Origin of the sequence: Candidatus Allofournierella excrementigallinarum (assembly GCF_944388085.1) — a bacterium.
Taxonomy (GTDB): Bacteria; Bacillota; Clostridia; order Oscillospirales; family Ruminococcaceae; genus Allofournierella_A; species Allofournierella_A excrementigallinarum.
The window spans coordinates 39,368-62,986 of sequence record NZ_CALXHK010000002.1; the positions used below are offsets into that span (position 1 = coordinate 39,368).

Below are 23,619 nucleotides of genomic sequence, written 5' to 3' on the forward strand. Positions count from 1 at the left end.
ACGGCATGGGCTGCTGGCGCGATCGGGCGCACATCCGGCGGGACCGGGGCTGCATCCCCGGCGAGATCGCCTTTTTTGACGGCATGACCGGCGAGGGATCCCTGCGCTTTCTGGAAAAATACCGGGGCCGGGGGGGGGGCGTGTTCTGCAAAAAGGGCCTGAACATCCGAGTCAAAAATGAGGAGGGGCTCCGGCAGGTGCCGGCCGGGGCCCCTCCCTTTGCTTTGCACAAAAAACTCCCGAACGCCGAAGCGTTCGGGAGCCTGGTGCGGGTAACAGGGGTCGAACCTGCACACCGAAGTACCAGATCCTAAGTCTGGCGCGTCTGCCAATTCCGCCATACCCGCATATGAACTCAGTGTACCAGCCGCGGCGGGGTTTGTCAATCGGGAAGGGAGAGCCGCCCCCGCTATAATCCTGCCGAAACGGAGCATACTAATCACCAGGGCCCGGCGGCTGATGCCGCCGGGCCGAGCACCCGGGGCGCGCTTTGCCCCGGCGGGGAGGTCGATTTTCTATGCTCACGTTCCTCAGGCGCTGCCTGACGCTGGCGGCGGGCGCCGCCGCGCTGGCTCTGGGCTGCCTTACCTATCTTTACACCCAATTGCCGGACACCTTCATGGTGCCCCAGGGGCAGGCGCTCACCCTGGCCCAGATGCCCTGGCTGGTGCCGCTGGAGCCCACGGGGGCCGCCGCCGTTCAGGCGGTGCCCACCGGCGGCAGCTACAACGTGACGCTTTCGGTGCTGGGCGGCATCCCGGTCAAAACGGTGCGCGCCGTGGTGGTGGACCGCCGCGCCGTCACCGTCTGCGGCACCCCCTTCGGCATCAAGATGTTCTCCGACGGCGCGATGGTGGTGGCCTTCACCGACATCCGCACCGCCTCCGGCTCCGCCAACCCCGCCAAGGCGGCGGGGCTGAAGATGGGGGACGTGATCGTCAGCATCGACGGGCGCAAGACCGTGGACAACGACGACGTCAGCGCCGCCATCCAGGCCGCGGAAGGCCGCCCGGTGCAGCTGGTCTACACCCGGGACGGCGCCGAGCACACCACCTCCCTCCAGCCCGTGCGGGACGCCGACTCTGAGCGCTGGCGGGCGGGCATGTGGGTGCGGGATTCCTCCGCCGGCATCGGCACCCTCACCTTTGTGGACAACTCCACCGGCATCTACGGCGGCCTCGGCCATTCCATCAGCGACGCGGACACCGGCCAGTCCATCGCCCTGCTCAGCGGCGAGGTGGCCCCGGTCACCATCACCGGCTATGTGGCGGGGGCGGCTGGGGCCCCGGGCGAGCTGAAGGGCCGTTTCACCGGCGAGGCGGCCATGGGAGACATCCTCATCAACGGGGCTTCCGGCGTCTATGGTTCCATCCGCCGGGTGATGGACGGCCAGGACATGGTGGTGGCTCAGGTTCAGGAGGTCTGCGAAGGCCCCGCCCGCATCCTCACCACCATCGGCGGCGACGAGCCCGCCTGGTACGACGCGGTGATCGAGCGGATCTCCCTCACCGAGGAGGACCCCAACCGCAACATGGTCATCCGCATCACCGACCCCGAACTGCTGGCCGCCACCGGCGGCATCGTGCAGGGCATGAGCGGCAGCCCCATCGTGCAGAACGACCGGCTGGTGGGGGCCGTGACCCACGTTCTGGTGAACGACCCCACCCGGGGCTTTGGCATTTTTGCCGAGAACATGCTGTCCAGCGCCGACGCGGCCGCCGCGCGCAAAGCCGCATAAAAAGCCGCTTTGCGGGGGTTGAAGCATGCAAAGCGGCGCGCATGGTGGCGCAGAGCCGAAAAAAGTCTTGCATAAATTGGTAATATATGGTAAAATTGGTTCCGTTAAGGGAAATACACAATTTGGAGGAGAAGAAAAATGGAACCGATCAAATTCCTGATGACGGATACCGGCGCGGGCTGCACCGCCGCCTGCAAGGCGGCCCTGGAGGCCAAGGGCGTGGAGGTGCACGTGTGCGAGAAGAACGGCGCGGCGGCGCTGGAAGCCCTGCGCGCCCAGCGGCCCCAGGCGGTGCTGCTGGACGCCTTCATGCCCGAGCTGGACGCCATCTCGGTGAAGCAGCGCTACGAGCAGGAGGGCGGCCGCGCCCAGTTCTACGTCACGGGGGCGTTCCAGAACGAGCAGCTGGAGCAGGAACTGCTGGACAGCGGCTTTGCCTTCTACTTTCTCAAACCCTTCGACGAGACCAGCCTGGTCAGCCGGGTCACCCGGGCCTCCGGCGCGCCGGCCCAGAGCCGCGGCGCGTCCAGCGACGAGGTCACCGTCACCGAGATCCTGCACCAGATCGGGGTGCCCGCCCACATCAAGGGCTACCAGTTTTTGCGGGACGCCATCCTGCTCACCGCCGCCGACCCGGACTATATCAACGCGGTGACCAAGCGCCTTTACCCCCAGATCGCCAAGCAGAACGGCACCACCGCCAGCCGGGTGGAGCGGGCCATCCGCCACGCCATCGAGGTGGCCTGGGACCGGGGCGACGTGGAGGTGCTGAACAGCTATTTCGGCTACACCATCCACAACCTGCGGGGCAAGCCCACCAACTCGGAGTTCATCGCCATGATCGCCGACAAGATGCGCCTGGACAAAAAGCAGCGCCGCGCCTGAGGGGGCGAAGCGTCCCATCCACCGGCTTTCGCCGGTGGATTTTTTTGCGTATATCCTTTATAATAATATACAAAAACGGCGGTGCGCCAAAAAACGGAGGGCTGCGCGATGGAAAAAACGGTCACGGCGGTGCTGGTGGCGGCGGGTTCGTCCCGCCGGATGGGGTTCGACAAACTCTCGGCCCCGCTGGGCGGCGGCACGGTGCTGTCTGCCAGCGCGGCGGCCTTCGACAGCCATCCCCTCGTCACCGACCTGGTGCTGGTCACCGGGGCGGACGAGACCGCGGCCCGCGCCGCGGCGGCCCGCTGCCAAAAGCCGGTGACGCTGGCAAAGGGCGGCGCTACCCGCGCGGCCAGCGCTCTGGCGGGGGTGCGGGCGGCGAAGGGGGAGCTGGTGGCCATCCACGACGCGGCCCGGCCCTTCGTGAGCGAAGAGGTCATCACCCGTGTGCTGGAAGCGGCGGAAAAAACGGGCGCGGCTGCCCCGGCGGTGCCGGTGAAGGACACCATCAAGCTGGCGGACGACGCGGGCCTTGTGCAGGGCACCCCGCCCCGCCAGAAGCTCTTTGCCATGCAGACGCCCCAGTGCTTTGACCGGGCGGCGTATCTTTCGCTGGCCGGCGACGAGGCGGTCACCGACGACTGCCAGCTGTTCGAGCAGGCGGGCCGGCCGGTGCAGCTGGTGGCGGGCGAGTACGAAAACTACAAGATCACCACCCCCGACGACCTGAAAGGAGAAAAGACCATGCGCATCGGCCACGGCTACGACGTACATAGACTGGTGGAGGGCAGGGACCTTATCCTGGGCGGGGTGAAGATCCCCTGTGAAAAGGGCCTCCTGGGCCATTCCGACGCGGACGTGCTCACCCACGCGGTGATGGACGCGCTGCTGGGCGCGGCAGCCCTGGGGGACATCGGCAGGCACTTCCCGGACTCGGACCCCGCCTACAAAGGGGCGGACAGCCTGGCCCTGGCCCGCCGCGTGGCGGCGCTGCTGGCCGAACAGGGATACCGCCCCGTGAACGTGGATGCCACCATCCTCTGCCAGGCGCCCAAGCTCGCGCCCCACATCCCCGCCATGGCCCAAAACCTTGCCGCGGCCCTGGGGCTGGAGCCGGGCGCGGTGAGCGTGAAGGCCACCACCGAGGAGCATCTGGGCTTCACCGGCCAGGGCCTGGGCATCGCCGCCCACGCGGTGGCCCTGCTGGAAGGCGGCAAAATATAAAATATAGCGGCGTGCCGCGAAAAAAACTTTGCAAGAAAACAACGGTATGTTATACTAAAAGTTGAGATTTTCGGCGCCCGGCTGAACCGGGGCGCCTGACAGGGAGGGCTTGGCTTGGCAGACTGGTTCGAAAGCGGAACGCTGACCATGGTATTCAACAATTTCCGTGCCATCACCCAGGACCCGCGCAACATCCTGGACATCCTGATCGTCGCCTTCGTCGTCTACGAGGTGATCGCCCTGGTGCGCAAGACCCGGGCGGCGCAGGTGGCCAAGGGCGCGGTGGTGCTGCTGGTGGGCTACGCCGTGGCCTACGCGCTGGAGCTGCGCACCGTGACCTATCTGATGAACGCGGTGCTGCAGATCGGCTTTCTGGCGCTCATCGTGCTGTTCCAGCCGGAGCTGCGCCGGGCGCTGGAGCAGGTGGGCCGCACCGACAAATGGGCGTCGAACCTGTTCCACAGCCGGCGGACAGACCCCAGCCTGCGGGGCAAATGGCAGAACGCCTGCCTTGCCATCTGTGACGCCGCCGAACAGCTCAGCGACACCAACACCGGCGCGCTGATCGTGCTGGAGCGCGGCTCCAACCTCTCGGAGATCATCCGCACCGGCACCGCCATCAACGCCGACGTGAACCCGGAGATCCTGGGCACCATCTTTTATGAGGGCACCCCCTTGCACGACGGCGCGGTGGTGGTGCGGGACGGCACCCTCAAGGCCGCGGGATGCGTTCTGCCCCTTTCCGACAATCTGGAGATCGGCAAGGACATGGGCACCCGCCACCGGGCGGCTTTGGGCATGAGCGAAAACTCCGACGCGGTGGTGGTGGTGGTCAGCGAAGAGACCGGCATCATCTCCATGGCCAAAAACGGCGTGCTGATCCGCCGTCTGGACCGGCAGAATCTGTTCAACCTGCTGCAGGAGGAACTGGTGCCTCCCGAGGAGAAGGAATCCAAGAAGGCGCTGTTCTGGAGAGGGAAAAATGAAAAAAAGAAAGATTGACCGTTCCTTTTTGAACAACCGGGGCGTGAACATCCTGCTCTCGCTGGGCATCGCCCTGCTGATCTGGACCATCGTCACCGTCTACGTTGACCCGGATCAGACCAACAGGCTCAAGGGCGTGCCGGTGAACTTTGAGCAGGACAGCCAGATGTACACCAGCCTCGGGCTGGACATCATCAACGAACCCCAGGCCCAGGCCACGGTGGAGCTGGCGGGCAACGGCACCGACGTCTACGGCCTCACCGCGGACAATGTGCTGGTCTACCCCGACTACTCGGTGGTCAAGGGCGCGGGCACCTGGGAACTGAACCTGCTGGTGCGGGTGCTGGGCAACAGCGCCTCCCGGGTCACCGCCGCCACCTCCGACACCGTGACCGTGGTGTTCGACACCATCGAGAGCAAGGAGTTCACCGTGCAGGTGGAGATGGACCAGCAGATCACCATCGCCGACGGATACGTGCTCCACAGCACCACCGCCGCGCCTTCCATCGTGACGGTGCGCGGGCCGGAGAGCGAGGTGGAGAAGATCGGCAGCATCGTGGCCAAGGTGCCCGCCAGCACCGACCTGGAGAACCTGTCCACCAGCAAGATCGCCACCGTCACACTGGAAGTGCGGGATGTGAACAACCAGCCCATGGACCTGGAATTCTCCAGCCTGGACAATTCCATCGTGGACGTGAACCTCACCGTCTACCAGAACGCTGAACTTCCCCTGAGCGTCAACTTCATCAACTATCCGCCCAACTTCGACCTGGAGTCTCTGGACTACACCCTCAGCCAGGAGACCATGGCGGTCTCCGGCCGCTCGTCGGTCATCCAGAACCTCACCGAGATCACCGTCAGCGACTTTGACCTGTCCAGCTTCCAGCTGGACAAGGTCTACCAGCTGCAGGTGAACCTGCCCAGGGGGGTGGAAAGCCGCGACAACATCACCACGGTCAACCTCACCTTCAACACCCAAGGCTACGCCGCCAAGACCATCAACGTCAGCCAGATCCGGGTCATCAACCAGCCGGCCAACATGGAGATCAAGGCCCTGGATTCCCGCATCAGCAGCGTGACGCTGGTGGGCCCCGAGGAGGAGTTGGAAGCCCTCAGCCCCAACAGCGTGGTGGCGGTGGTGGACGCCTCCGACATCCAGATCGCCGAAGGCCGCGAAAAGCTGGCCGCCAGCATCCAGATCCCGGCTTCCACCACCATCTTCGCCACCGGCAGCTACTCGGTGGAGTGCCAGGTCAGCGCCAGCGGCGCGCAGGACTGATGCTGCTGGTGCGCGGCGTTCGCCTGCCCCTGGATACGCCCCGGCCCGAGGCCGAGGCGGCGGGCCGGGCGATGAAGATTTTGAAGATACGCCCCGGCGATGCGGCCGGCGCAGGCGTGGCCCGCCTTTCGGTGGACGCCCGCCACGGCCGGCCCTCGCTGGTGTATACCATCGGCGTGCGCCTCAAAGACGAAGGTGCGGAACTGGCTTTGGCCGGTTCCGCGCCTTGTGTTGCATTGGCCCGCCATGCCGAGTACCGCCCGCTGCCCGGCGGCGCGCCGCTGAACGACCCGCCGGTGGTGGCGGGCCTTGGGCCCGCGGGCCTGTTCGCCGCGCTGGCGCTGGCCCGGGCGGGCTACCGCCCCCTGGTGCTGGAGCGGGGCCCGGCCCTCGAAAAGCGGGTGGCCGCGGTGGAGCGCTTTTTCGCCGGCGGCGCGCTGGAACCAAACGCCAACATCCAGTTCGGCGAGGGGGGCGCGGGCACCTTCTCCGACGGCAAGCTCACCACCCGCATCGGGGACGAGCTGTGCGGCTTTGTCACCGACACCCTGCTGGCCCACGGCGCGCCCGCCGCGATCGCCTGGCAGCAGAAGCCCCATGTGGGCACCGACCTTTTGCGGGGGGTCATCGCCTCCATCCGCGCCGAGATCGAGGCCCTGGGCGGGCGGGTGCTCTTTGAGACCGCCCTCACCGGGCTGGAAGAAAAGAACGGGCGGCTGACCGCCGCAGACACCACGGCGGGGCCCATCCCCTGCCAGCGCCTGGTGCTGGCGGTGGGCCACTCCGCCCGGGACACCTTCGCCATGCTGGCCGAAAACGGCCTGCCCCTGACCGCAAAGCCCTTTTCGGTGGGCTTTCGGGCCGAGCATCTGCAAACGGACATCGACCGCGGCCTCTACCACGCCGCCGCCGGCCACCCGGCGCTGCCGCCGGGGGAGTACCAGCTGAGCCATCATGTGGGCAAGCGGTGCGTCTACACCTTCTGCATGTGCCCCGGCGGGCAGGTGGTGGCCGCCGCCAGCGAGGAGGGCGGCGTTCTGACCAACGGCATGAGTTCCCACGCCCGGGCGGGCAGGAACGCCGACGCGGCGGTGGGCATCAGCGTGGACGGCTCCGATTTCGGGGGCGACGCCATGAAGGCGGTGGCCTTCCAGCGGCAGCTGGAGCAGGCGGCCTTCAAGGCGGGCGGCAGCGACTACACCGCCCCCGCCGAGACCGTGCAGAGCTTTTTGAACGGGGAGGGAGCCCTGCGCCTTGGCGCGGTACGGCCCACCTATGACCGGGGCGTGCGCGCCTTCGACCTGGGCAGCCTGCTGCCCGGCGAACTGGCCGCCGGCCTGCGCGCCGGCCTTGCCGCCTTTGACCGCAGGCTGCCGGGCTATGCCGGGCCGTCGGCGGTGCTCACCGGCCTCGAGACCCGCACCTCCAGCCCCGTGCGGCTGGAGCGGGGGGCGGACTTCCAGTGCGCCGCGCTGCCCGGGCTTTACCCCTGCGGCGAAGGCGCGGGCTACGCCGGCGGCATCATGAGCGCCGCGGTGGACGGCTTGCGGGTGGCCCGGGCCATCATCGAAGGCAGCGCCCCCGCAAAGTAAAACTGTTTTTTCGCCCCTTTGCGGGCGCAAAGATACCCCTTGGAAAGGCAGGTGGCCGTTATGGCCGAGAACCAGAAACCCAGAGACCCCTATCAATACGAGCGCATCCTGCGCCAGAAGGTGCAGCAGACATTCAACGAGCAGAAAAACGCCGGAAAGCCGGCCGATGGGCAGGGCGGCGCAGCGCCGCCGCCCCCGGTGCGGGACTCTGCCCAGGAGCTGGCCCAGAGCATCCATGAACTGGGCCGGGTCATCGCCCAGGAGGTGGGCGGCGCTTTGGGCGACGCCACCCGCGAGATGGGCAGCGCTTTGAGCGGCGCGGCCCGGGACGTGCGCAAGACCGCCGCCCAGCAAAAACACCAGAGCCAGGCCCAGCAGGCCGCCCGGCGGGCGGGAGACGCCCTGGCCTCCCGGATGAACCAGGCCGGTTCGAGCCTTTCCTCCGGCCTGCGCGACGGGCTTTGCATCTTCGGCGGCACCCTGGCGGTCATCTGCGCGGTGGTCGCCGGCCTCATGGCACTGACGGCGCTCCTCAGCCTCGCTTTTTTCTTTGATGTGATCGTCCTCATCTCTCTGGTGTTCCTGCTGGGCGTCACCGCCGCTTTCGCTTTCGCCGCCCGCTGGGCCTTCAGCCAGCCCGCCCGCCGCGGGCGTATGCGGCGGTATCTGGCCGCCATGGGCAGCGACCGCTCGGCGCCGCTGCAGCGCATGGCCGAAGCCGTCCGCCGACCGGTGAACTACGTCAAAAAAGACCTGGACCGCATGATCCGCCAGGGCTGGCTGCCCGACGCCTTTTTGGATGACGACGACGGGGTGTTCTTCATCAGCGCCGCCGAGTACCGCAACCTGCAGCGCCGGCAGGAGGCTGCCGCCCGGGCCGAGGCGGCGCCTTCCGGCGCGAACGAGCTGGCGGAACTGATGCAGCAGTGCACCGACTTCGATTTTCTGCTTGGCGAGCACATCGCCTCCATGACCGACCAGCCCGAACTGCGGGACAGCCTGCTCCACATGCGGGTCACCACCGCCGACATCCAGAACTGGGTGAAGGCCCATCCCGCCAGCGCGGGCAAGGTGCGCAAGTTCGCCCGCTACTACATGCCCACCACCCTCAAGCTGCTGCGCACCTACGCCGACGTGAAGGACCAGCAGGGCGAGGCCGCAGGCAGCATCCGCCAGGAGATCGGCGGCATCCTCGCCACCCTGAACACCGCCTTCGACAACCTGCGAAACGACCTGCTTTCCGACACCGCGCTGGACATCTCCAGCGAGATCAGCGCCATGCAGACCATGCTGGCCCAGGATGGGCTGGCGGAATACCAATCTTGACCATAAGGAGCTCTGACCCATGAATTTCCGCACCTGGCAGGTACCAACGCCCGACGAAAAAACCGTGGCCAGACTGGCCTCGGCCATCGGCGCGCCCGGCCTGCTGGCGCGCATCCTTGTGGCCCGCGGGCTGGAAAGCCCCGAAAAGGCCATGGCCTTCCTCACGGAGGATGCTCCCCTGAGCGACCCCTTCGCGCTGAAGGATATGGACAAGGCCGTGGCGCGTATTTTAAAAGCAGTGGATGCGGGCGAAGCCATCGTCATCTTCGGCGATTACGACGTGGACGGCGTCACCGCCACCGCCCTGCTGTTCGAGCACCTGCGGGGCATGGGCGCCAGCGCGCGCTGCAAGCTGCCCAGCCGGGACGAGGAGGGCTACGGCCTCACCGTGCCCATCGTGGAAAGCCTTGCGGAAAAGGGATTCAAGCTCATCATCACGGTGGACAACGGCATCTCGGCGGTGCGGGAGGTCAGGCGCGCCGCCGAGCTGGGGGTGGACGTGGTGGTCACCGACCACCACCTGCCCGGCGCGGCACTGCCCGAGGCGGCGGCGGTGGTGGACCCCGCCCGCGCCGACGACGAAAGCCCCTTCAAGTGCCTTTCCGGCGCGGGGGTGGCCTTCAAGCTGTGCGCCGCGCTGGACGGCTGCCCTGCCGAGGAGCTGCTGGAGCAGTGCGGGGACCTGGCGGCCATCGGCACGGTGGCGGACGTGATGCCCCTCACCGGCGAGAACCGCACCATCGTCAAGCGCGGCCTTGCTTTGCTGGAAAACTGCGAGCGGCCCGGCCTTGTGGCGCTGCTGGAGGGCTGCGGTCTGGCCGGCAAGCCCGTCACCTCCGAGAACATCAGCTTCGCGCTTGCCCCGCGCCTCAACGCCGCCGGCCGGATGGACTCCGCCTCCACCGCGCTGCAGCTGCTGCTGTGCGAAGATTTTGAAAAAGCCCAGGCCCTCACGGCCCGCCTGTGCCAGGCAAACGCTGACCGGCAGGCCGCCGAACAGACCATCCTCTCCGAGGCCGAGGCCCAGATCGCCGCCGACCCCGCCCGCCTGCGGGACCGGGTGCTGCTGGTCTGGGGCGAGGGCTTCCACCCCGGCGTCATCGGCATCGTGGCCAGCCGCCTGGTGGAAAAATACGCCCGGCCCGTGCTGGTCATCAGCGTGCAGAACGGCGAGGGCAAGGGCTCCGGGCGCAGCGTGCCCGGCTTCAACCTTCACGGGGCCATCAGCGCCTGCGCGCCGGTGCTCATCCGCTTCGGCGGCCACGCCATGGCGGCGGGCCTGTCGGTGAAGGAGGAGGACATCCCCGCTCTGCGCCGGGCCATCAACGAGTTCGCCGCCAAAGAGTATCCCGTGCTGGAGACCCCGCCCCTGCGCCTGGACGCAGCCGTGCGGCTGGACTCCCTCACCGTGGCGGACGTGGAGAGCCTTTCCTATCTGGCCCCCTGCGGCCACGAAAACCCCGCCCCCGTCTTCTTTTTGCAGGACGCGGTGGTGGACGGCGTCTTCCCGGTGAGCGACGGCAAGCACACCCGGCTGCGCCTGCGGCAGGGCAGCGGCAGCATCTTTGCCGCCTGCTTCGGCACCGCCCCCGCCCAGCTGGCCTATCAGCCGGGGGACCGGGTGGACGCGGCTTTGAGCCTCTCGGTCTACGAGGGCAAAAACGGGCCCCAGCTCTCCGCCCGGGTGCGGGCGCTGCGCCCGGCGGGCTTTGCCGACGAAGCCGTGCGGCAGGCGGCCCTTTACGAAGCGTTCAACTGCGGCGCGTCCCTCGCAAGCGAGGAAAAGCGCCTGCTTTTGCCGGACCGGGCCCACATCGCGACCCTTTACCGGCTCATCCGGCAGGAGGGTGCCTCGGTGGACGACCTGCTGCCCCTGCTGGCGCGCATGGGGGCGCAGAACACCGGGCGCACCCTTGTGGGCCTCAAAGCCCTGCGCCAGCTGGGCCTGGTGCAGGTGCGGCGGGAAAACGGCGCCCGCCGGCTGGCCCCGGCGCCGGTGGAAGGCAAAAAGGACCTTTCCGCCGCGCCCATTCTCAAAGCTCTGGAGGCATGACCCATGGCAGACTACATCACCTATGCTGATTTGAAAAAGGCGGTCACCGACACCGGCCGTCCCTACGACCTGCAAATGCTGGATAAGGCCTTCGCCCTGGCAAACGCCGCCCACGCGGGGCAGCTGCGCCGCTCCGGCGAGCCCTACATCTGCCACCCGCTGAACGTGGCGCTGCTGCTGGTGGAGCTGGGCATGGACACCGAGAGCCTGGCCGCCGCTTTGATGCACGACGTGGTGGAGGACACCGCCACCGCCCTGGAGGACATCCAGTCCCAGTTCGGGCCGGATGTGGCCCGCCTGGTGGACGGCGTCACCAAACTGACCAAAATTCAGTTCTCCAGCGTGGAGGAGCAGCAGGCGGAAAACCTGCGCAAGATGCTGCTGGCCATGAGCCAGGACGTGCGGGTGATGATCATCAAGCTGTGCGACCGGCTGCACAACATGCGCACCGGCGACGCCTGGCCTGAGCAGAAGCGGCGGGACAAGGCCCTGGAGACCATGGAGGTCTACGCCCCCATCGCCCACCGCCTTGGCATCAGCAACATCAAGGAAGAGCTGGAGGACCGCAGCCTGCGCTACCTCGACCCGGTGGGCTACCAGGAGATAAAGGACCTGCTGGCGGGGGCGGGCGGCGAGGCCTTCGTGGCCGAGACCAGCCGCGTCATCCAGCAGCGCCTGGCGGAGAACGGCATGGAAAACGCCGCCATGAAGAGCCGGGTGAAGAGCGTCTACGGCATCTACCGCAAGATGTTCATCCAGGACCGGGACTTCGCGGAAATCTACGACGTCTACGCGGTGCGCATCATCCTGGACACGGTGGCCGAGTGCTACAACGCCCTGGGCATCATCCACGACATGTACCACCCCATCCCCAACCGCTTCAAGGACTATATCTCCACCCCCAAGCCCAACGGGTACCAGTCGCTGCACACCACCGTCATCGGCCACGAGGGCATCCCCTTCGAGGTGCAGATCCGCACCCGCGAGATGGACCAGATGGCGGAGTACGGCGTGGCCGCCCACTGGAAGTACAAAGCGGGCGTGCAGGGCTCCGACCGGCTGGACGAGCGCCTGGCCTGGGTGCGCCAGCTGCTGGAGAGCCAGCGGGAGAGCGACGACGCGGGCAGCCTGCTCCAGGACATCAAGGGCGACCTTTTGCCCGAGGAGGTCTTTGCCTTCACCCCCCGGGGCGACGTGATCAACCTGCCCGCCGGCGCCACCGCCATCGACTTTGCCTATGCCATCCATTCGGCGGTGGGCAACCGTATGATAGGCGCCAAGGTGAACGGGCGCATCGTGCCCATCGACCACAAGGTGGCCACCGGCGAGATCATCGAGATCCTCACCGGCCCGGCGGACAAGGGCCCCAGCCGCGACTGGCTGAAGATCGTCACCACCAGCGAGGCCCGCAACAAGATCCGCAACTGGTTCAAGAAGGAGCGGCGGGAGGAGAACATCCAGGAGGGCCGCGAGGCCCTGGAAAAGGAGATGCGCCGCAACCTCATCAACGTGCCCGACGACCAGTGGGACGACTTCATGGCCGAGATCGCCCGCCGCCAGCGGCTCAACTCGGTGGAGGAGATGTACGCCGCCCTTGGGTATGGCGGCCTGCAGCTCAGCCGCCTGATGGGCAAGGTGAAGGACGAATACGCCAAGCTCAAGGCCGCCCAGCCGAAGGCCGCCGCCCTGGCGGACATCCCCATCAAGACCACCAAGAGCACCGACGGCGTGGTGGTGGAGGGCATCGACAACTGCCCCGTCAAGTTCGCCAAGTGCTGCACCCCGCTGCCCGGCGACGAGATCGTGGGCTTCATCACCCGGGGCTTCGGCGTGTCCATCCACAAAAAGAGCTGCCAGAACGTGCAGGCCAGCCTGGCGAACCCCGAGAACCGGGGCCGCTGGGTGCCCGCCCACTGGGAGGGGGGCGAGCAGGAGAACTACCAGGCCACCCTGGAGCTCATCTCCATGAACCGGGACGGCCTGGTGGGGGACGTGGCGGTGGCCCTGGGCGAGCTGCGGGTGCCCATCTATGCCATGAGCGCCCGCGCGGTGGACAACGGCCGCGCCTCCATGAGCATCACCCTGGGCATCTCCAACACCGAACATCTCAACAGCGTGCTGGCGAAGCTTCGCAAGGTGCGGGACGTCATCCAGGTCATCCGCATCTAAGGCCGGCGCGAAGGAGGAAAGGACCCATGCGGGCAGTCATTCAGTGCGTGCGCAAAGCGGACGTGTCGGTGAACGGGGGCGAGCCGAGAGCCATCGGCCCCGGCATCGTCATCCTGCTGGGCGTCAAGGACACCGACACCCTGGACATCGTGCCGAAACTCGCCGAAAAGTGCGCCAACCTGCGCGTCTTCCCGGACGAGGAGGGCAAGCTGAACAAAAGCGCCGTGGACCTGGGCTATTCCGCCCTGGTGGTGAGCAACTTCACCCTCTACGGCGACACCAAAAAGGGCAAGCGCCCCAGCTATATCACCGCGGCAAAACCGCCCCTCTCCATCGACGCCTACGACCTGTTCCTGGCCGAGATGGAAAAGCAGGGCCTCAAGGAGGTCAAGCACGGCGAGTTCGGCGCGGATATGCTGGTGAACATCGCCAACGACGGCCCGGTGACCATCGTCATCGACACCGACCAGTGGTGAAACGCCCCACGTCAAAAAAGGAGCCACCCATGAAAGTATTCCATCTCAACGGCCCCGCCCCCCTCGAGACCAACAGCTTCGTGCTGGTGGGGGAAGGGAACAAGGCCGTGGTCATCGACCCCGCGCCTAGCCTTGCCGCCTTTGACAAGCTGCTGGAAGGGGAGGGGGCCTCGCTGGAGGCTATCCTGCTCACCCACGGCCACTACGACCACATGACCGGCCTGCCCGCGCTGCAAAAGCGGTGGAGCTGCCCGGTGTATCTCGACCCGGCGGATGCGCGCGGCACCCAGCTGATGCCCGCCGGACCCGGCGCCCTGGGCTATGCCGACGGCGGCACGCTCACCCTGGCGGGCCTTTCCATCACCACCTGGCACACCCCCGGCCACAGCAGGGGCAGCTGGGTGCTTTACTGCGAGGGCCTGCTTTTCACCGGCGACACCCTCTTTGCCGGCGATGTGGGCCGCACCGACCTTGCCGGCGGCAGCTGGCAGGAGATGTGCCGGAGCCTTGCGAAGCTGCGGGCGCTGCCCCTGCCGGACGACACCCGGGTGCTGCCCGGCCACGGCCCCTTCTCCACCCTGGGGGAGGAAAAGGCTTCCAACCCCTATCTCAACGTCAAGGAGAACTGACATGAACATCTGTGTCCGGGGCCTCGCCTCGGTCTATGAGCCGGAAAACGTGGCCCGGCTGTTCTTTGCAGACGCTTCGCTGGTGCGCCGCCTGCCTCGGAAGGAGGACGCGGTGCTGGCCCGGGCGGGCCGCCGCCTTATGGCGGGGGTGCGCCTGGGCGGCAGGCGCACGGTGCTGTACGCCCCCCGGCCCGCCGGCGAAAAACAGGCGGAGTACGAGCTGGCCAGCCTTGTGTATGAACTTCTCAAACAGGTCACCGGCGTGCGCCCGCCCTGGGGCAAGCTCACCGGCGTGCGCCCGGTGCGCATCATCCACGACCGCCGCGCCGCCGGCCTTTCCGAAGAGGACATCCGCCGCCTTTTTGTGGAAAAATACGACTGCACCGAGGAAAAATTCCGGCTGGCAAAGTCCATCGCCGACCTGCAAAAGCCCATCCTGGCGGGCCGCGGGGCGCGGGACTACAGCCTCTACATCGGCATCCCCTTCTGCCCCTCCCGGTGCAGCTATTGCAGCTTTGTGTCCCTCTCCACCCAGCGGGAGGGCAGGCTGATGGAGCCCTATCTGGACGCCCTTTGCAACGAGGTGCGCGCCATCCGAAACCAGGCGGAACACTGCGGCCTTGCGCTCAAGACCGTCTACATCGGCGGCGGCACCCCCACGGCCCTTTCGGCCGACGGCCTGCGCAAGCTGATGGGCACGGTGGCAGAGTGCTTCGACCTTTCCAGGCTGGAAGAGTATACCGTGGAGGCGGGCCGCCCCGACTGCACCGATGCGGAAAAGCTGGCGGTGCTCAAAGAATACGGCGCCACCCGCATCTCCATCAACCCCCAGACCTTCAGCGACGAAGTGCTGGCGCGCATCGGCCGCAGGCACTCGGCGGCGGACATCCTGCGCTGCTTTGAGGAGGCGCGGGCCGCCGGCCACGACAACATCAACATGGACCTCATCGCCGGCCTGCCCGGCGACACGGTGGAAGGCTTTGAAAAGAGCCTTTCCACCGCCATCGCCCTTTCCCCGGAAAATATCACCGTCCACACCCTCACCCTGAAGCGCGCCTCCAACCTGGTCATCGGCAGCGCCGCCGCCGACTACGGCGACGTGGCCGCCATGCTGGAAAAGTGCGGCGCGCTGAGCGATGCGGGCTACCGGCCCTATTATCTCTACCGCCAGAAAGGCACCCTGCAGAACCTGGAAAACACCGGCTGGTGCAAACCGGGCAGGGAAGGGTACTATAATATCTATATCATGGAGGAAGTGCACTCCATCCTGTCGGCGGGCGCGGGCGGCTCCACCAAGCTGGTGCAGCCCGGCGGCGACCGCATCCAGCGCATCTTCAACTACAAGTATCCCGCCGAGTACATCAGCGGATTTGACACCATCCTCCAGCGCAAGGAAGGAGTGAGCGAATTTTATGCCCGCTATCTGGATCCCCAAACGTCTCGTTGAGATAAGCCTCATCAACACCGCGGCCGAGAGCGCCGAGAGCTTTGTGCGCCACTGCGAAATGGAGTACGAGGGCCGCATCCACGCGGCGGCCAGCGAGGTGCTGGCCAGCGGCTGCCGCATCGTCATGCTCACCGGGCCCTCCGCCTCCGGCAAGACCACCACGGCGAACAAGCTGGCGGCGGCGCTGCGGGTGCGGGGCTGCCCTTCCCAGGTGGTCAGCCTGGACAATTTTTATAAAAATCTGGACGAATACCCCCGCCTGCCGGACGGCAGCAAGGACTATGAGAACGTCACCGCCCTGGACATGAAGGAGATCCACCGGTGCCTGAAAGAAATTCTGGCCACCGGCGAGACCCTCCTGCCGGAGTTCGACTTTGTCACCGAGACCCGCAAGGAGGAAAAGATCCCCCTGTCGGTTCCCGGCGGGGTGTGCATCATCGAGGGCATCCATGCCCTGAACCCGGAGCTCACCGCGCCGCTGCCCGCCGGCAGCGCCTACAAAATTTACGCCGGCCTGCGGGAGGAATACAGCCACCGGGGCCAGCGGGTGCTGCCCACGAGGGACATCCGCCTTGCCCGCCGCATGCTGCGGGACTGCAAGTTCCGCGGCCACAGCATCGAAAAGACCCTGGGCATGTGGGGCGGCGTGTGCGCCGGCGAGGACAAGTTCATCAAGGTGTTCAAGCCCGAGGCGGACCTTTTGATGGACACCTCCTTCAGCTATGAGATCTGCCTGCTGGCGCCCTTTGTGGCGTCGCTGGCGGGCAGCCTGCCCCCGGAGCATCCCTTGTGCGAAACGCTGAACAGCCTTGCCGGGCGCTTTGCGCTGGTGGACGCGCTGGACGAGAGCCTTGTGCCGGCCACCTCCATGCTGCGGGAGTTTTTGGGCTGAACGGTTGCGCCGCAGAACACGGCGCAGTATAATGAACACAGAAACATCCGGCGTCTGCCGGCAGAAAGAGGTGCACTGCAATGAACGTGAACATCGACATCGACCGCATTCTGGAGGCCGGCGCCAAAGCCGTGGACACTGCCAAGAAGACCGCCGCCGACCTGGCCCGCGAGGGCAAGCGCCAGACCGATCTGCTGGCGCTGCAGGGCAAGAAGGCCAAGGCCGAGCGCCAGCTGGGCGCGCTGGTCTACAGCCTGGCCAAAAACGGCGAGGAGAACCGCCCCCTGGTGGAAAAATACATCGCCGCCATCGGCGCGCTGGACGACAAGATCCACGAGCTGAAAAACCAGTCCGCCGCCGAGGGCGAAGCGCCCATCGACGCGCCCGAGGCCCCCACCAGGGCCTGCCCTCAGTGCGGCTGCGAGGTGGAAGAGGATGCCCTGTTTTGTCCTGGCTGCGGGGCACAGCTGTAAGCTGGGCCGGAAGGGAAGCGGCGGCGCGGTGGTGCTCGCCGTGAGCCGCGGCGAAAAACAGCAATAAAACACAAAAATGAACGGCGGATGGGGCTTTGCACACATTCCGCCGTTCTATTTGTATCGAATTTTGTTCAGAAGTATGAAAACCGCCCGGATGGGGCAAAAATAGGGGCAAAGGGGCTTGAAAAGGCCTTTTGCGTGGAGTAAAATGAAAAAGCGATCAAGGAGGTGTGCCGTTTGGTGGAATTTGAGCGAAAAGAGCGCTATACCGCCCAGGACCTGGTGCGCATCGTCGCCCTTCTGCGGGACCCTGTGAACGGCTGCCCCTGGGATAAAGAACAGACCCACCAGTCCATCCGCGCAAACTTCATCGAGGAGACCTACGAGGCGCTGGAAGCCATCGACCTGGCCGACGCCCATCTTCTGGAAGAGGAACTGGGCGACGTGCTTTTGCAGGTGGCGCTCCACTGCCAGATGGAGGCCGAAAAAGGCGTCTTTGACTTCGATTCCGTGTGCGACGGCATCTGCAAAAAGCTCATCTACCGCCACCCCCACGTCTTCGGCGACACGGTGGCCGAGACCGCCGGCGAGGTGCTCTCCAACTGGGAGGCGCTGAAAAACGCCGAGAAGGCGCGCACCACCGCCAAAAGCCGGCTGGAAAGCGTGCCCGCGGCCTTTCCCGCGCTGATGCGGGCGGCCAAGGTGCAAAAGCGCGCCGGGGCCTACGGCTTTGCCTACCCGGACGCCGCCGCCGCGCTGGCGGACTTGGAGAGCGAGCTGGCCGAGCTGAAAGAGGCCATGGCCTCGGGCCAGGGCGTCGAATGGGAGCTGGGCGACGTGCTCTTTGCCGCCGCCAACCTGGGCCGCATGCTCGGGCAGGACAGCGAGCAGGCCCTCGGCCGGGCCACCGCCCGCTTCCAGGACCGGGTCATCTCCTGCGAGGAGCAGGCCGCCGCCGAGGGCAAAGCCCTGGAGGAGGTCTCTCCCGCCGACCTTGACCGCTACTGGAAAGCGGCCAAGCAGACTGAACAGACATCAAAGGGCTGACCCCTTTGTGCTGGCATAAATTTTTGGAGGTAAAACATCATGACCAAAGTTGAACTGATCGCGGCTGTCGCTGAGGCTGCCGAGCTGACCAAGAAGGACGCCGAGAAGGCTGTCAACGCCACTGTGGAAGTCATCACCAAGGCCCTGGCCGACGGCGATAAGGTCTCTCTGGTTGGCTTCGGCACCTTCGAGACCCACAAGCGCGCCGCCCGCACCGGCATCAACCCCCGCACCAAGGAGACCATCCAGATCGCCGCTACCACCGCTCCCGCTTTCAAGGCCGGCAAGGCCCTGAAGGACGCGGTGTCCAAGTAATCACAGCGGACCCGATCTTCAACGGCTCTGCCGCCGCGCCGCGGGGCAGGGCCGTTTTTTCGTTCGCCGGGCGCCCGGCGGGAAAGGAGCGAGCGTTATGCGCATCGACAAATACCTGAAGGTCAGCCGCCTCATCAAGCGGCGCACCGTGGCCAACGAGGTGGCCGACGCGGGCCGCATCCTGGTGAACGGCAAGCCCGCCAAGGCCAGCTACGCCGTCAAGGAGGGGGACGTCATCGAGATCACCTTCGGCAACAAGCCGGTCAAGGTGCGGGTGCTGTCCACCCTGGCCCCCGCCGGCAAGGACGTGGCCCGGGAGATGTACGAGGTCATCGAAGGGTGATTTCGCCTTTTTGAGAACGACCGCCCCAAAGGCTCCGCCTTCGGGGCGGCTTCTTTGCGCCGCCGGTCATAACCGCCCGCCGCCTTGGCATATACATAGGCGAAAAGGCAGGTGCAGACCATGCAGGAAAAAAAGACTCCCGCCGCACGGCCCGCCGAAGCGCCGGCGGCAAAGCTTCCCCACCATCTCATCGTGGAGGACCGCAGCGCCCTCACCGCCACCGGCGTGACGCGGGTGGTGAGCTGCGACGAGACCGGCGCCACCCTCGAGACCCAGCAGGGCACGCTGCTGGTGGGGGGCGAGGGCCTGTCGGTGAGCGAACTGTCCATCCAGACGGGCGAGGTGAAAATTTTCGGGCGCATCGAGTCCATGCAGTACACCGAGCCTGCGCCGGCGGGCGGCCTGTGGCGCCGCCTGCTGCGCTGAAGGCCCATGGTGGCCCTTGCCGCCCCGCCCTACGTCCTGGCGGACACGCTGTGCTGCCTGGGCCTGGGCTTTTTCCTTGCGGTGTGCTACGACCTGGCCCGCTTCTTTTTGGGCGGCAGCCGCCCGGTGTGCTTTGTGCTGGACGTTGCCGCCGCCTTTGCCGCCGCGGTGCTGGCCTGCGGCTTTGCCGCCTCCCGCAGCTACAGCGGCGTGGTGCGCTGGTACATGGCCGCGGGCCTTGTTCTGGGGCTGGCAGGGTACTTTTTTGTGCTGGCGCCGGGGTGCGCCGCGGCCCAGCGGCTGGTAAAATGGACCATCGCCCGGCCCTTTGTGCTTTTGTGGCTGCTGGCGGTGCGGCCCCTCGCACGCCTTTGCGGGCGGGCAGGAGGCGCAGCGGTGGACAAATTGCGCGCAGCGGCCCAAAAACGCCGCAAAAAACAGTTGAAAAACAAAGGGCGTGTGTTGTATAATTCAGATAACCCGTTGGCAACTCCACGGGGGCAATGCGCTCATTTTTCGGCAAAGGAGGCCGGCGGCATGAAAAAAAGGCAAAAGCGCGCGCCGCTGCTGCCCCGCTTTTTCCTGCGGGCGGGCCTCGTGCTGATCGGCGGCTATCTGGTGGCGGGCCTTGTGTTCAACCAGGTGGACATCGCCGCCAAGCAGAAGGAGCTGCAGGACCTGGAGAATCAGCTGGAACAGCAGCGCCAGCAGAACGACGAGCTGGAGCGGGTGCTGGAATCCGGCAGCGACGCCGAGATCATCGAGCGGGTCGCGCGGGACAAACTGGGTTACGCCAAGCCCAACGAGCGGGTGTTCATCGACGTCACCGGCCAGTAAACGACGGCACAAAGGCCGCGGCACACCGCCGCGTTGCGGGCCTTTTGCAGAATAAACATAAAGGGGTTATATCGCGTTGCAGTTAGAGGTAGGGGCCATTCTGGAAGGAAAGATCACCGGCGTCAAGAAGTTCGGCGCCTTTGTTGCGCTGCCCGGCGGAAAGACCGGCATGGTGCACATTTCCGAAGTGTCCAACAGCTTTATCGAGGACCTGTCCACCGTGCTCAGTGAGGGGCAGGAGGTCAAGGTCAAGGTGCTCAGCATCGCGGAGGACGGCAAGATCGCCCTCTCCATCAAGCGCACCCTTCCTCCCGAGCCGCGCCCGAACCGGGGCGGCGCCCACGGCGGCCAGCGCGGCGGCCAGCGGGGCCGCTCCGATGCGCCCCGGGTCTGGCAGCCCAAGGCTGCCGCGCCCCAGGGAGAGATGAGCTTTGAGGACATGATGGCCAGGTTCAAGAGCCAGAGCGAGGAGAAGATCTCCGACCTCAAGCGGGTCACCGAGAACCGCCGCGGAGGCGGCTATTCCCGCCGGCGCTGAGCATCGGCCCGCGGAAGAACAAGGCAAAAGGGCGGACTGCGGCGGCAGTCCGCTTTTGTTTACCACAGAAAAACGGCGGCGCTTGCGCCGCCGGGGAAAGGAAGTCAGAGCGATGAAAGTGATCGTAATAGGCGGCGTCGCCGCCGGGGCCAGCGCAGCGGCGCGTCTGCGCCGGCTGGACGAAAAGGCCGAGATCGTCATCTTTGAGCAGGGCGAGCACGTCTCCTTCTCCAACTGCGGCCTGCCCTATCACCTGGGCGGCACCATCCCGGACGCGGACGACCTGGTGCTGATGACGCCCCGCGCCTTCAAGGCGCGCCACAACATCGATGTGCGGGTGAACAGCCGGGTCACGGCCATCGACCGCAAGGCCAAAACCGTGACGGTGCAGCCGGGTGGCGGAACCGCTTATACCGAAAGCTATGACAAGCTCATCCTCGCCCCCGGCGCCGCGCCCATCGTGCCCGGCTCCATCCCCGGCGTGCGCAGCCCCCACGTGTTCACCCTGCGCAGCGTCACCGACGTGAAGGCCATCAAGGCCTACATTGACGAACACGGCGTGACATGCGCGGCGGTGGTGGGCGGCGGCTTCATCGGCGTGGAGGTGGCGGAAAACCTGGCCTGCGCCGGCCTGCTGGTCACGCTGGTGGAAGGTGCGGACCAGGTCTTGGCCCCCTTCGATCACGACATGGCCCAGATACTGCACAAGGAACTGATGGACAACGGCGTGCAGGTGGAGCTGAACAGCCTGCTCGCCGCCGTGCACCCGGACCGCATCACCGTCACCCGCCACGGCGAGGCCCATGACCTGCCCGCTCAGATGGTGGTGCTGGCCATCGGCGTTTCGCCGGAGACCGCCCTCGCCAAAGACGCGGGCCTTGCCATCGGCGAGACCCGGGGCGTCAAGGTGGACGCCAATTGGCGCACCGAGGACGAGGACATCTACGCCGTGGGCGACGCGGTGGAGAGCTTTGACCGGCTGGCCCGGCGGCCCGGGCGGCTGGCCCTGGCGGGCCCGGCCCAGCGGCAGGCCCGCGCGGCGGCGGACCACATCTGCGGCCGCCCGGCGGACAACCGGGGCTTCATCGGCTCGGCCTGCGTGCGGGTGTTCGACCAGAACGCCGCCGCCACCGGCCTTTCCGAAAAGGCGGCCTGCAAAGCGGGCATCCCCTGCCGGTCGGTGCTGCTCTATCCCACCGACAAAGTCGGCCTCATGCCCGACGCGGCCTGGATGGCCTTCAAGCTGGTGTTCGAGACCCCCACCGGACGCATCCTGGGCGCCCAGGCCATCGGCCGGGGCGACGCGGTGCGCCGCATCGACGTCATCGCCGCCCTCATCTCCATGAACGGCGCCCTGGCAGACCTGAAGGAGCTGGAGCTGTGCTACTCGCCGGTCTACGGCACCGCCAAGGACGTGGTGAACCTGGCGGCGCTGGTGGGCCTGAACGTGCTGGAAGGCCGGGTGAAGCAGGTGCCGGTGAGCGCCGTGCGCGGCCTGGTGGAACAGGGGGCCTGCATCATCGACGTGCGGGAGGAGCGGGAATTCAACGCCGGCCACCTCAAGGGCGCGGTGAACATCCCCCTGTCCCAGTTCCGGGAGCGGATGGACGAGGTGCCCAAAGACGTGCCGGTCTACCTCCACTGCCGCACCAGCCAGCGCAGCTACTATGCCCTGTGCGAGCTGCTGGGCAGCGGCTACGCCAATGTTTACAACATCAGCGGCTCCTTCCTGGGCATCTGCCTCTACGAGTATTTTAACGACCGCACCCTGGGCCGGGAGCCCATCGTCACGGCCTATAACTTCAATTGAAACGAGGGAAAAAACAATGAAGATCCTCCGCAAAGACCAGCTGGAAGAAGTGCGCCCCAGGATGGCGGGGGGCGAGGGGGAGTGCACCGTGCACCACATCCTGCCCGCCGATCGCGCCTATGGCTCCGGGCGGCTGTTCGCCGTGAACACCCTCGAACCCGGCAATTCCATCGGCTATCACAAGCACCAGGGCGAGTATGAAGTCTACTATATCCTGGAGGGCGTGGGCCATGTGGTGGAGGACGGCGTGGAGTACGACCTGGCCGCCGGCGACATGATGCAGTGCCGGGACGGCTCCTCCCACTCCATCGAGAACCGCTCCGACAAACCCCTGCGCTTTCTGGCGCTCATCATCAATGTGCGCGACCCGGCCTGAATTTTTCGCTGGCCGGCGGCCCGCCGCTCCTTTGCAGGCAGCGGCGGGTTTTGTGCATTTTCACACACCTTTGCCACAAAAACTTTACAGACTGTACACCCCTTTCCTCTGGCGTTTTTTGTGCAATATTGCTATAATAATAGTATCAAAGCGGCGGAGGCTGTGCAAAGGGCGAAGGCCCGGCGGCGGTCATACGCCAAAAGGAGGCATAGGTTTATGAAGGTCACATGCACTGGCCGCAGAGTTTCCCTGAAACCCTCGTTCATCGAGAAAGCGGAGAAGCGCCTGGCAAAGCTGGATAAGTTCTTCCCCGAGGAGGCCCAGGCGCAGGTCACGGTCACGGTGGAAAAAAGCCGCCAGACGGTGGAGATCACCGTCTATGACAACGGCATCACCGTGCGGGCCGAAAAGACCGCCGACCAGATGGAAGCCGCGCTGGAGGATGCGGCGGACCTTTTGACCCGCCGCCTGGTGAAGAACCGCAAGCGCCTGAGCACCAGGATGACCCGCGCCGCGGAGTGGCCCGCCGACCCCGAGCCGGAGGAGAGCTTCGAGGTCATCCGCGAAAAGCGCTTTGCCGTCAAGCCCTGCACCACCGACGAGGCTATCCTGCAGATGAACCTGCTGGGCCACAGCTTCTTTGTGTACCGCAGCATGGAGAACGACCAGATCCAGGTGGTCTACCGCCGCGCAGACGGCGGCTACGGCGTGCTCATCCCCCTGAACTGACCCACCAAAGCCGCCCCGGCTGCAAAAG

23 protein-coding genes and 1 tRNA gene are annotated in these 23,619 nt (G+C 66.3%); 23 read left to right on the forward strand and 1 reads right to left on the reverse strand.

Going from position 1 to position 23,619, the window contains the following annotated elements; genetic code table 11:
- Positions 1-264: 264 nt before the first annotated feature.
- Positions 265-347 (reverse strand) — tRNA-Leu (locus tag ACH2AT_RS00540).
- 170 nt (positions 348-517) lie between these two features.
- Between ACH2AT_RS00540 and spoIVB the strand changes: the two genes are divergently transcribed.
- The 23 genes from spoIVB to hpf all read left to right on the forward strand — a co-directional run bounded on the left by spoIVB (position 518) and on the right by hpf (position 23,591).
- The gene (gene spoIVB, locus ACH2AT_RS00545) at positions 518-1,738 is read left to right on the forward strand and encodes a SpoIVB peptidase (protein ID WP_394962602.1); all 1,221 of its coding nucleotides are present in this window, start codon (positions 518-520) and stop codon (positions 1,736-1,738) included.
- Between the two features lie 138 nt (positions 1,739-1,876).
- A complete protein-coding gene (gene spo0A / locus ACH2AT_RS00550; RefSeq protein ID WP_394962604.1) occupies positions 1,877-2,623 on the forward strand; it encodes a sporulation transcription factor Spo0A in 747 nt (248 codons plus the stop codon).
- Positions 2,624-2,731: 108 nt separating this feature from the next.
- Positions 2,732-3,847: a 2-C-methyl-D-erythritol 2,4-cyclodiphosphate synthase gene (ispF, locus tag ACH2AT_RS00555; RefSeq protein ID WP_394962606.1), complete on the forward strand. Its 1,116-nt coding sequence runs from the start codon at positions 2,732-2,734 to the stop codon at positions 3,845-3,847.
- A 114-nt stretch (positions 3,848-3,961) separates the two neighbouring features.
- On the forward strand, positions 3,962-4,849 hold the full coding sequence (cdaA, locus tag ACH2AT_RS00560) for a diadenylate cyclase CdaA (RefSeq protein ID WP_394962608.1): 888 nt from the start codon (positions 3,962-3,964) through the stop codon (positions 4,847-4,849).
- On the forward strand, positions 4,830-6,110 hold the full coding sequence (locus ACH2AT_RS00565; protein ID WP_394962610.1) for a YbbR-like domain-containing protein: 1,281 nt from the start codon (positions 4,830-4,832) through the stop codon (positions 6,108-6,110). Before cdaA ends, ACH2AT_RS00565 begins: the two co-directional genes overlap by 20 nt.
- Complete coding sequence (locus ACH2AT_RS00570; RefSeq protein WP_394962612.1) at positions 6,110-7,702, forward strand: NAD(P)/FAD-dependent oxidoreductase; 1,593 nt, start codon at positions 6,110-6,112, stop codon at positions 7,700-7,702. Before ACH2AT_RS00565 ends, ACH2AT_RS00570 begins: the two co-directional genes overlap by 1 nt.
- Before the next feature lie 60 nt (positions 7,703-7,762).
- The gene (locus tag ACH2AT_RS00575; RefSeq protein ID WP_394962615.1) at positions 7,763-9,028 is read left to right on the forward strand and encodes a hypothetical protein; all 1,266 of its coding nucleotides are present in this window, start codon (positions 7,763-7,765) and stop codon (positions 9,026-9,028) included.
- 19 nt (positions 9,029-9,047) lie between these two features.
- Positions 9,048-11,081, forward strand: a complete 2,034-nt coding sequence (gene recJ / locus ACH2AT_RS00580; protein ID WP_394962617.1) for a single-stranded-DNA-specific exonuclease RecJ — start codon at positions 9,048-9,050, stop codon at positions 11,079-11,081.
- Positions 11,082-11,084: 3 nt separating this feature from the next.
- Positions 11,085-13,250 carry a RelA/SpoT family protein gene (locus ACH2AT_RS00585; protein WP_394962619.1) on the forward strand — a complete coding sequence of 722 codons (2,166 nt, stop codon included), beginning with the start codon at positions 11,085-11,087 and terminating at the stop codon, positions 13,248-13,250.
- 26 nt (positions 13,251-13,276) lie between these two features.
- Positions 13,277-13,726, forward strand: a complete 450-nt coding sequence (dtd, locus tag ACH2AT_RS00590) for a D-aminoacyl-tRNA deacylase (protein ID WP_177522601.1) — start codon at positions 13,277-13,279, stop codon at positions 13,724-13,726.
- 29 nt (positions 13,727-13,755) lie between these two features.
- Positions 13,756-14,355 carry an MBL fold metallo-hydrolase gene (locus tag ACH2AT_RS00595; RefSeq protein WP_394962621.1) on the forward strand — a complete coding sequence of 200 codons (600 nt, stop codon included), beginning with the start codon at positions 13,756-13,758 and terminating at the stop codon, positions 14,353-14,355.
- A gap of 1 nt (position 14,356) precedes the next feature.
- Positions 14,357-15,802, forward strand: a complete 1,446-nt coding sequence (gene hemZ / locus ACH2AT_RS00600; protein ID WP_394962623.1) for a coproporphyrinogen dehydrogenase HemZ — start codon at positions 14,357-14,359, stop codon at positions 15,800-15,802.
- Complete coding sequence (locus ACH2AT_RS00605) at positions 15,768-16,694, forward strand: nucleoside kinase (RefSeq protein WP_394962625.1); 927 nt, start codon at positions 15,768-15,770, stop codon at positions 16,692-16,694. Before hemZ ends, ACH2AT_RS00605 begins: the two co-directional genes overlap by 35 nt.
- A gap of 80 nt (positions 16,695-16,774) precedes the next feature.
- Positions 16,775-17,167, forward strand: a complete 393-nt coding sequence (locus ACH2AT_RS00610; protein ID WP_394962627.1) for a zinc-ribbon domain-containing protein — start codon at positions 16,775-16,777, stop codon at positions 17,165-17,167.
- Positions 17,168-17,410: 243 nt separating this feature from the next.
- On the forward strand, positions 17,411-18,217 hold the full coding sequence (gene mazG, locus ACH2AT_RS00615) for a nucleoside triphosphate pyrophosphohydrolase (protein WP_394962696.1): 807 nt from the start codon (positions 17,411-17,413) through the stop codon (positions 18,215-18,217).
- Positions 18,218-18,256: 39 nt separating this feature from the next.
- Complete coding sequence (locus ACH2AT_RS00620; RefSeq protein ID WP_177522596.1) at positions 18,257-18,532, forward strand: HU family DNA-binding protein; 276 nt, start codon at positions 18,257-18,259, stop codon at positions 18,530-18,532.
- 97 nt (positions 18,533-18,629) lie between these two features.
- Positions 18,630-18,875, forward strand: a complete 246-nt coding sequence (locus tag ACH2AT_RS00625; protein WP_177522595.1) for a S4 domain-containing protein — start codon at positions 18,630-18,632, stop codon at positions 18,873-18,875.
- A 120-nt stretch (positions 18,876-18,995) separates the two neighbouring features.
- The gene (locus ACH2AT_RS00630; protein WP_394962630.1) at positions 18,996-19,301 is read left to right on the forward strand and encodes a YabP/YqfC family sporulation protein; all 306 of its coding nucleotides are present in this window, start codon (positions 18,996-18,998) and stop codon (positions 19,299-19,301) included.
- A 6-nt stretch (positions 19,302-19,307) separates the two neighbouring features.
- The gene (locus ACH2AT_RS00635) at positions 19,308-20,138 is read left to right on the forward strand and encodes a septum formation initiator family protein (protein ID WP_394962632.1); all 831 of its coding nucleotides are present in this window, start codon (positions 19,308-19,310) and stop codon (positions 20,136-20,138) included.
- Positions 20,139-20,214: 76 nt separating this feature from the next.
- Complete coding sequence (locus ACH2AT_RS00640) at positions 20,215-20,676, forward strand: S1 RNA-binding domain-containing protein (protein WP_394962634.1); 462 nt, start codon at positions 20,215-20,217, stop codon at positions 20,674-20,676.
- A 112-nt stretch (positions 20,677-20,788) separates the two neighbouring features.
- A complete protein-coding gene (locus ACH2AT_RS00645) occupies positions 20,789-22,486 on the forward strand; it encodes an FAD-dependent oxidoreductase (RefSeq protein WP_394962636.1) in 1,698 nt (565 codons plus the stop codon).
- 16 nt (positions 22,487-22,502) lie between these two features.
- On the forward strand, positions 22,503-22,862 hold the full coding sequence (locus tag ACH2AT_RS00650) for a cupin domain-containing protein (RefSeq protein WP_394962638.1): 360 nt from the start codon (positions 22,503-22,505) through the stop codon (positions 22,860-22,862).
- Between the two features lie 216 nt (positions 22,863-23,078).
- Positions 23,079-23,591, forward strand: a complete 513-nt coding sequence (hpf, locus tag ACH2AT_RS00655; RefSeq protein ID WP_394962640.1) for a ribosome hibernation-promoting factor, HPF/YfiA family — start codon at positions 23,079-23,081, stop codon at positions 23,589-23,591.
- Positions 23,592-23,619: the final 28 nt, after the last annotated feature.

Bases quoted from the DNA above. Each gene is read 5' to 3' on its own strand.
- ACH2AT_RS00570 (WP_394962612.1), top strand. From the start codon at position 6,110: ATGCTGCTGGTGCGCGGCGTTCGCCTGCCCCTGGATACGCCCCGGCCC.
- ACH2AT_RS00575 (WP_394962615.1), top strand. From the start codon at position 7,763: ATGGCCGAGAACCAGAAACCCAGAGACCCCTATCAATACGAGCGCATC.
- dtd (WP_177522601.1), top strand. From the start codon at position 13,277: ATGCGGGCAGTCATTCAGTGCGTGCGCAAAGCGGACGTGTCGGTGAAC.
- ACH2AT_RS00645 (WP_394962636.1), top strand. From the start codon at position 20,789: ATGAAAGTGATCGTAATAGGCGGCGTCGCCGCCGGGGCCAGCGCAGCG.
- ACH2AT_RS00630 (WP_394962630.1), top strand. From the start codon at position 18,996: ATGCAGGAAAAAAAGACTCCCGCCGCACGGCCCGCCGAAGCGCCGGCG.
- spoIVB (WP_394962602.1), top strand. From the start codon at position 518: ATGCTCACGTTCCTCAGGCGCTGCCTGACGCTGGCGGCGGGCGCCGCC.
- ACH2AT_RS00610 (WP_394962627.1), top strand. From the start codon at position 16,775: ATGAACGTGAACATCGACATCGACCGCATTCTGGAGGCCGGCGCCAAA.
- ACH2AT_RS00605 (WP_394962625.1), top strand. From the start codon at position 15,768: ATGCCCGCTATCTGGATCCCCAAACGTCTCGTTGAGATAAGCCTCATC.
- ACH2AT_RS00625 (WP_177522595.1), top strand. From the start codon at position 18,630: ATGCGCATCGACAAATACCTGAAGGTCAGCCGCCTCATCAAGCGGCGC.
- ACH2AT_RS00635 (WP_394962632.1), top strand. From the start codon at position 19,308: ATGGTGGCCCTTGCCGCCCCGCCCTACGTCCTGGCGGACACGCTGTGC.
- ACH2AT_RS00565 (WP_394962610.1), top strand. From the start codon at position 4,830: ATGAAAAAAAGAAAGATTGACCGTTCCTTTTTGAACAACCGGGGCGTG.
- hemZ (WP_394962623.1), top strand. From the start codon at position 14,357: ATGAACATCTGTGTCCGGGGCCTCGCCTCGGTCTATGAGCCGGAAAAC.
- ACH2AT_RS00650 (WP_394962638.1), top strand. From the start codon at position 22,503: ATGAAGATCCTCCGCAAAGACCAGCTGGAAGAAGTGCGCCCCAGGATG.
- hpf (WP_394962640.1), top strand. From the start codon at position 23,079: ATGAAGGTCACATGCACTGGCCGCAGAGTTTCCCTGAAACCCTCGTTC.
- ACH2AT_RS00620 (WP_177522596.1), top strand. From the start codon at position 18,257: ATGACCAAAGTTGAACTGATCGCGGCTGTCGCTGAGGCTGCCGAGCTG.
- ACH2AT_RS00585 (WP_394962619.1), top strand. From the start codon at position 11,085: ATGGCAGACTACATCACCTATGCTGATTTGAAAAAGGCGGTCACCGAC.
- ispF (WP_394962606.1), top strand. From the start codon at position 2,732: ATGGAAAAAACGGTCACGGCGGTGCTGGTGGCGGCGGGTTCGTCCCGC.
- recJ (WP_394962617.1), top strand. From the start codon at position 9,048: ATGAATTTCCGCACCTGGCAGGTACCAACGCCCGACGAAAAAACCGTG.
- ACH2AT_RS00595 (WP_394962621.1), top strand. From the start codon at position 13,756: ATGAAAGTATTCCATCTCAACGGCCCCGCCCCCCTCGAGACCAACAGC.
- spo0A (WP_394962604.1), top strand. From the start codon at position 1,877: ATGGAACCGATCAAATTCCTGATGACGGATACCGGCGCGGGCTGCACC.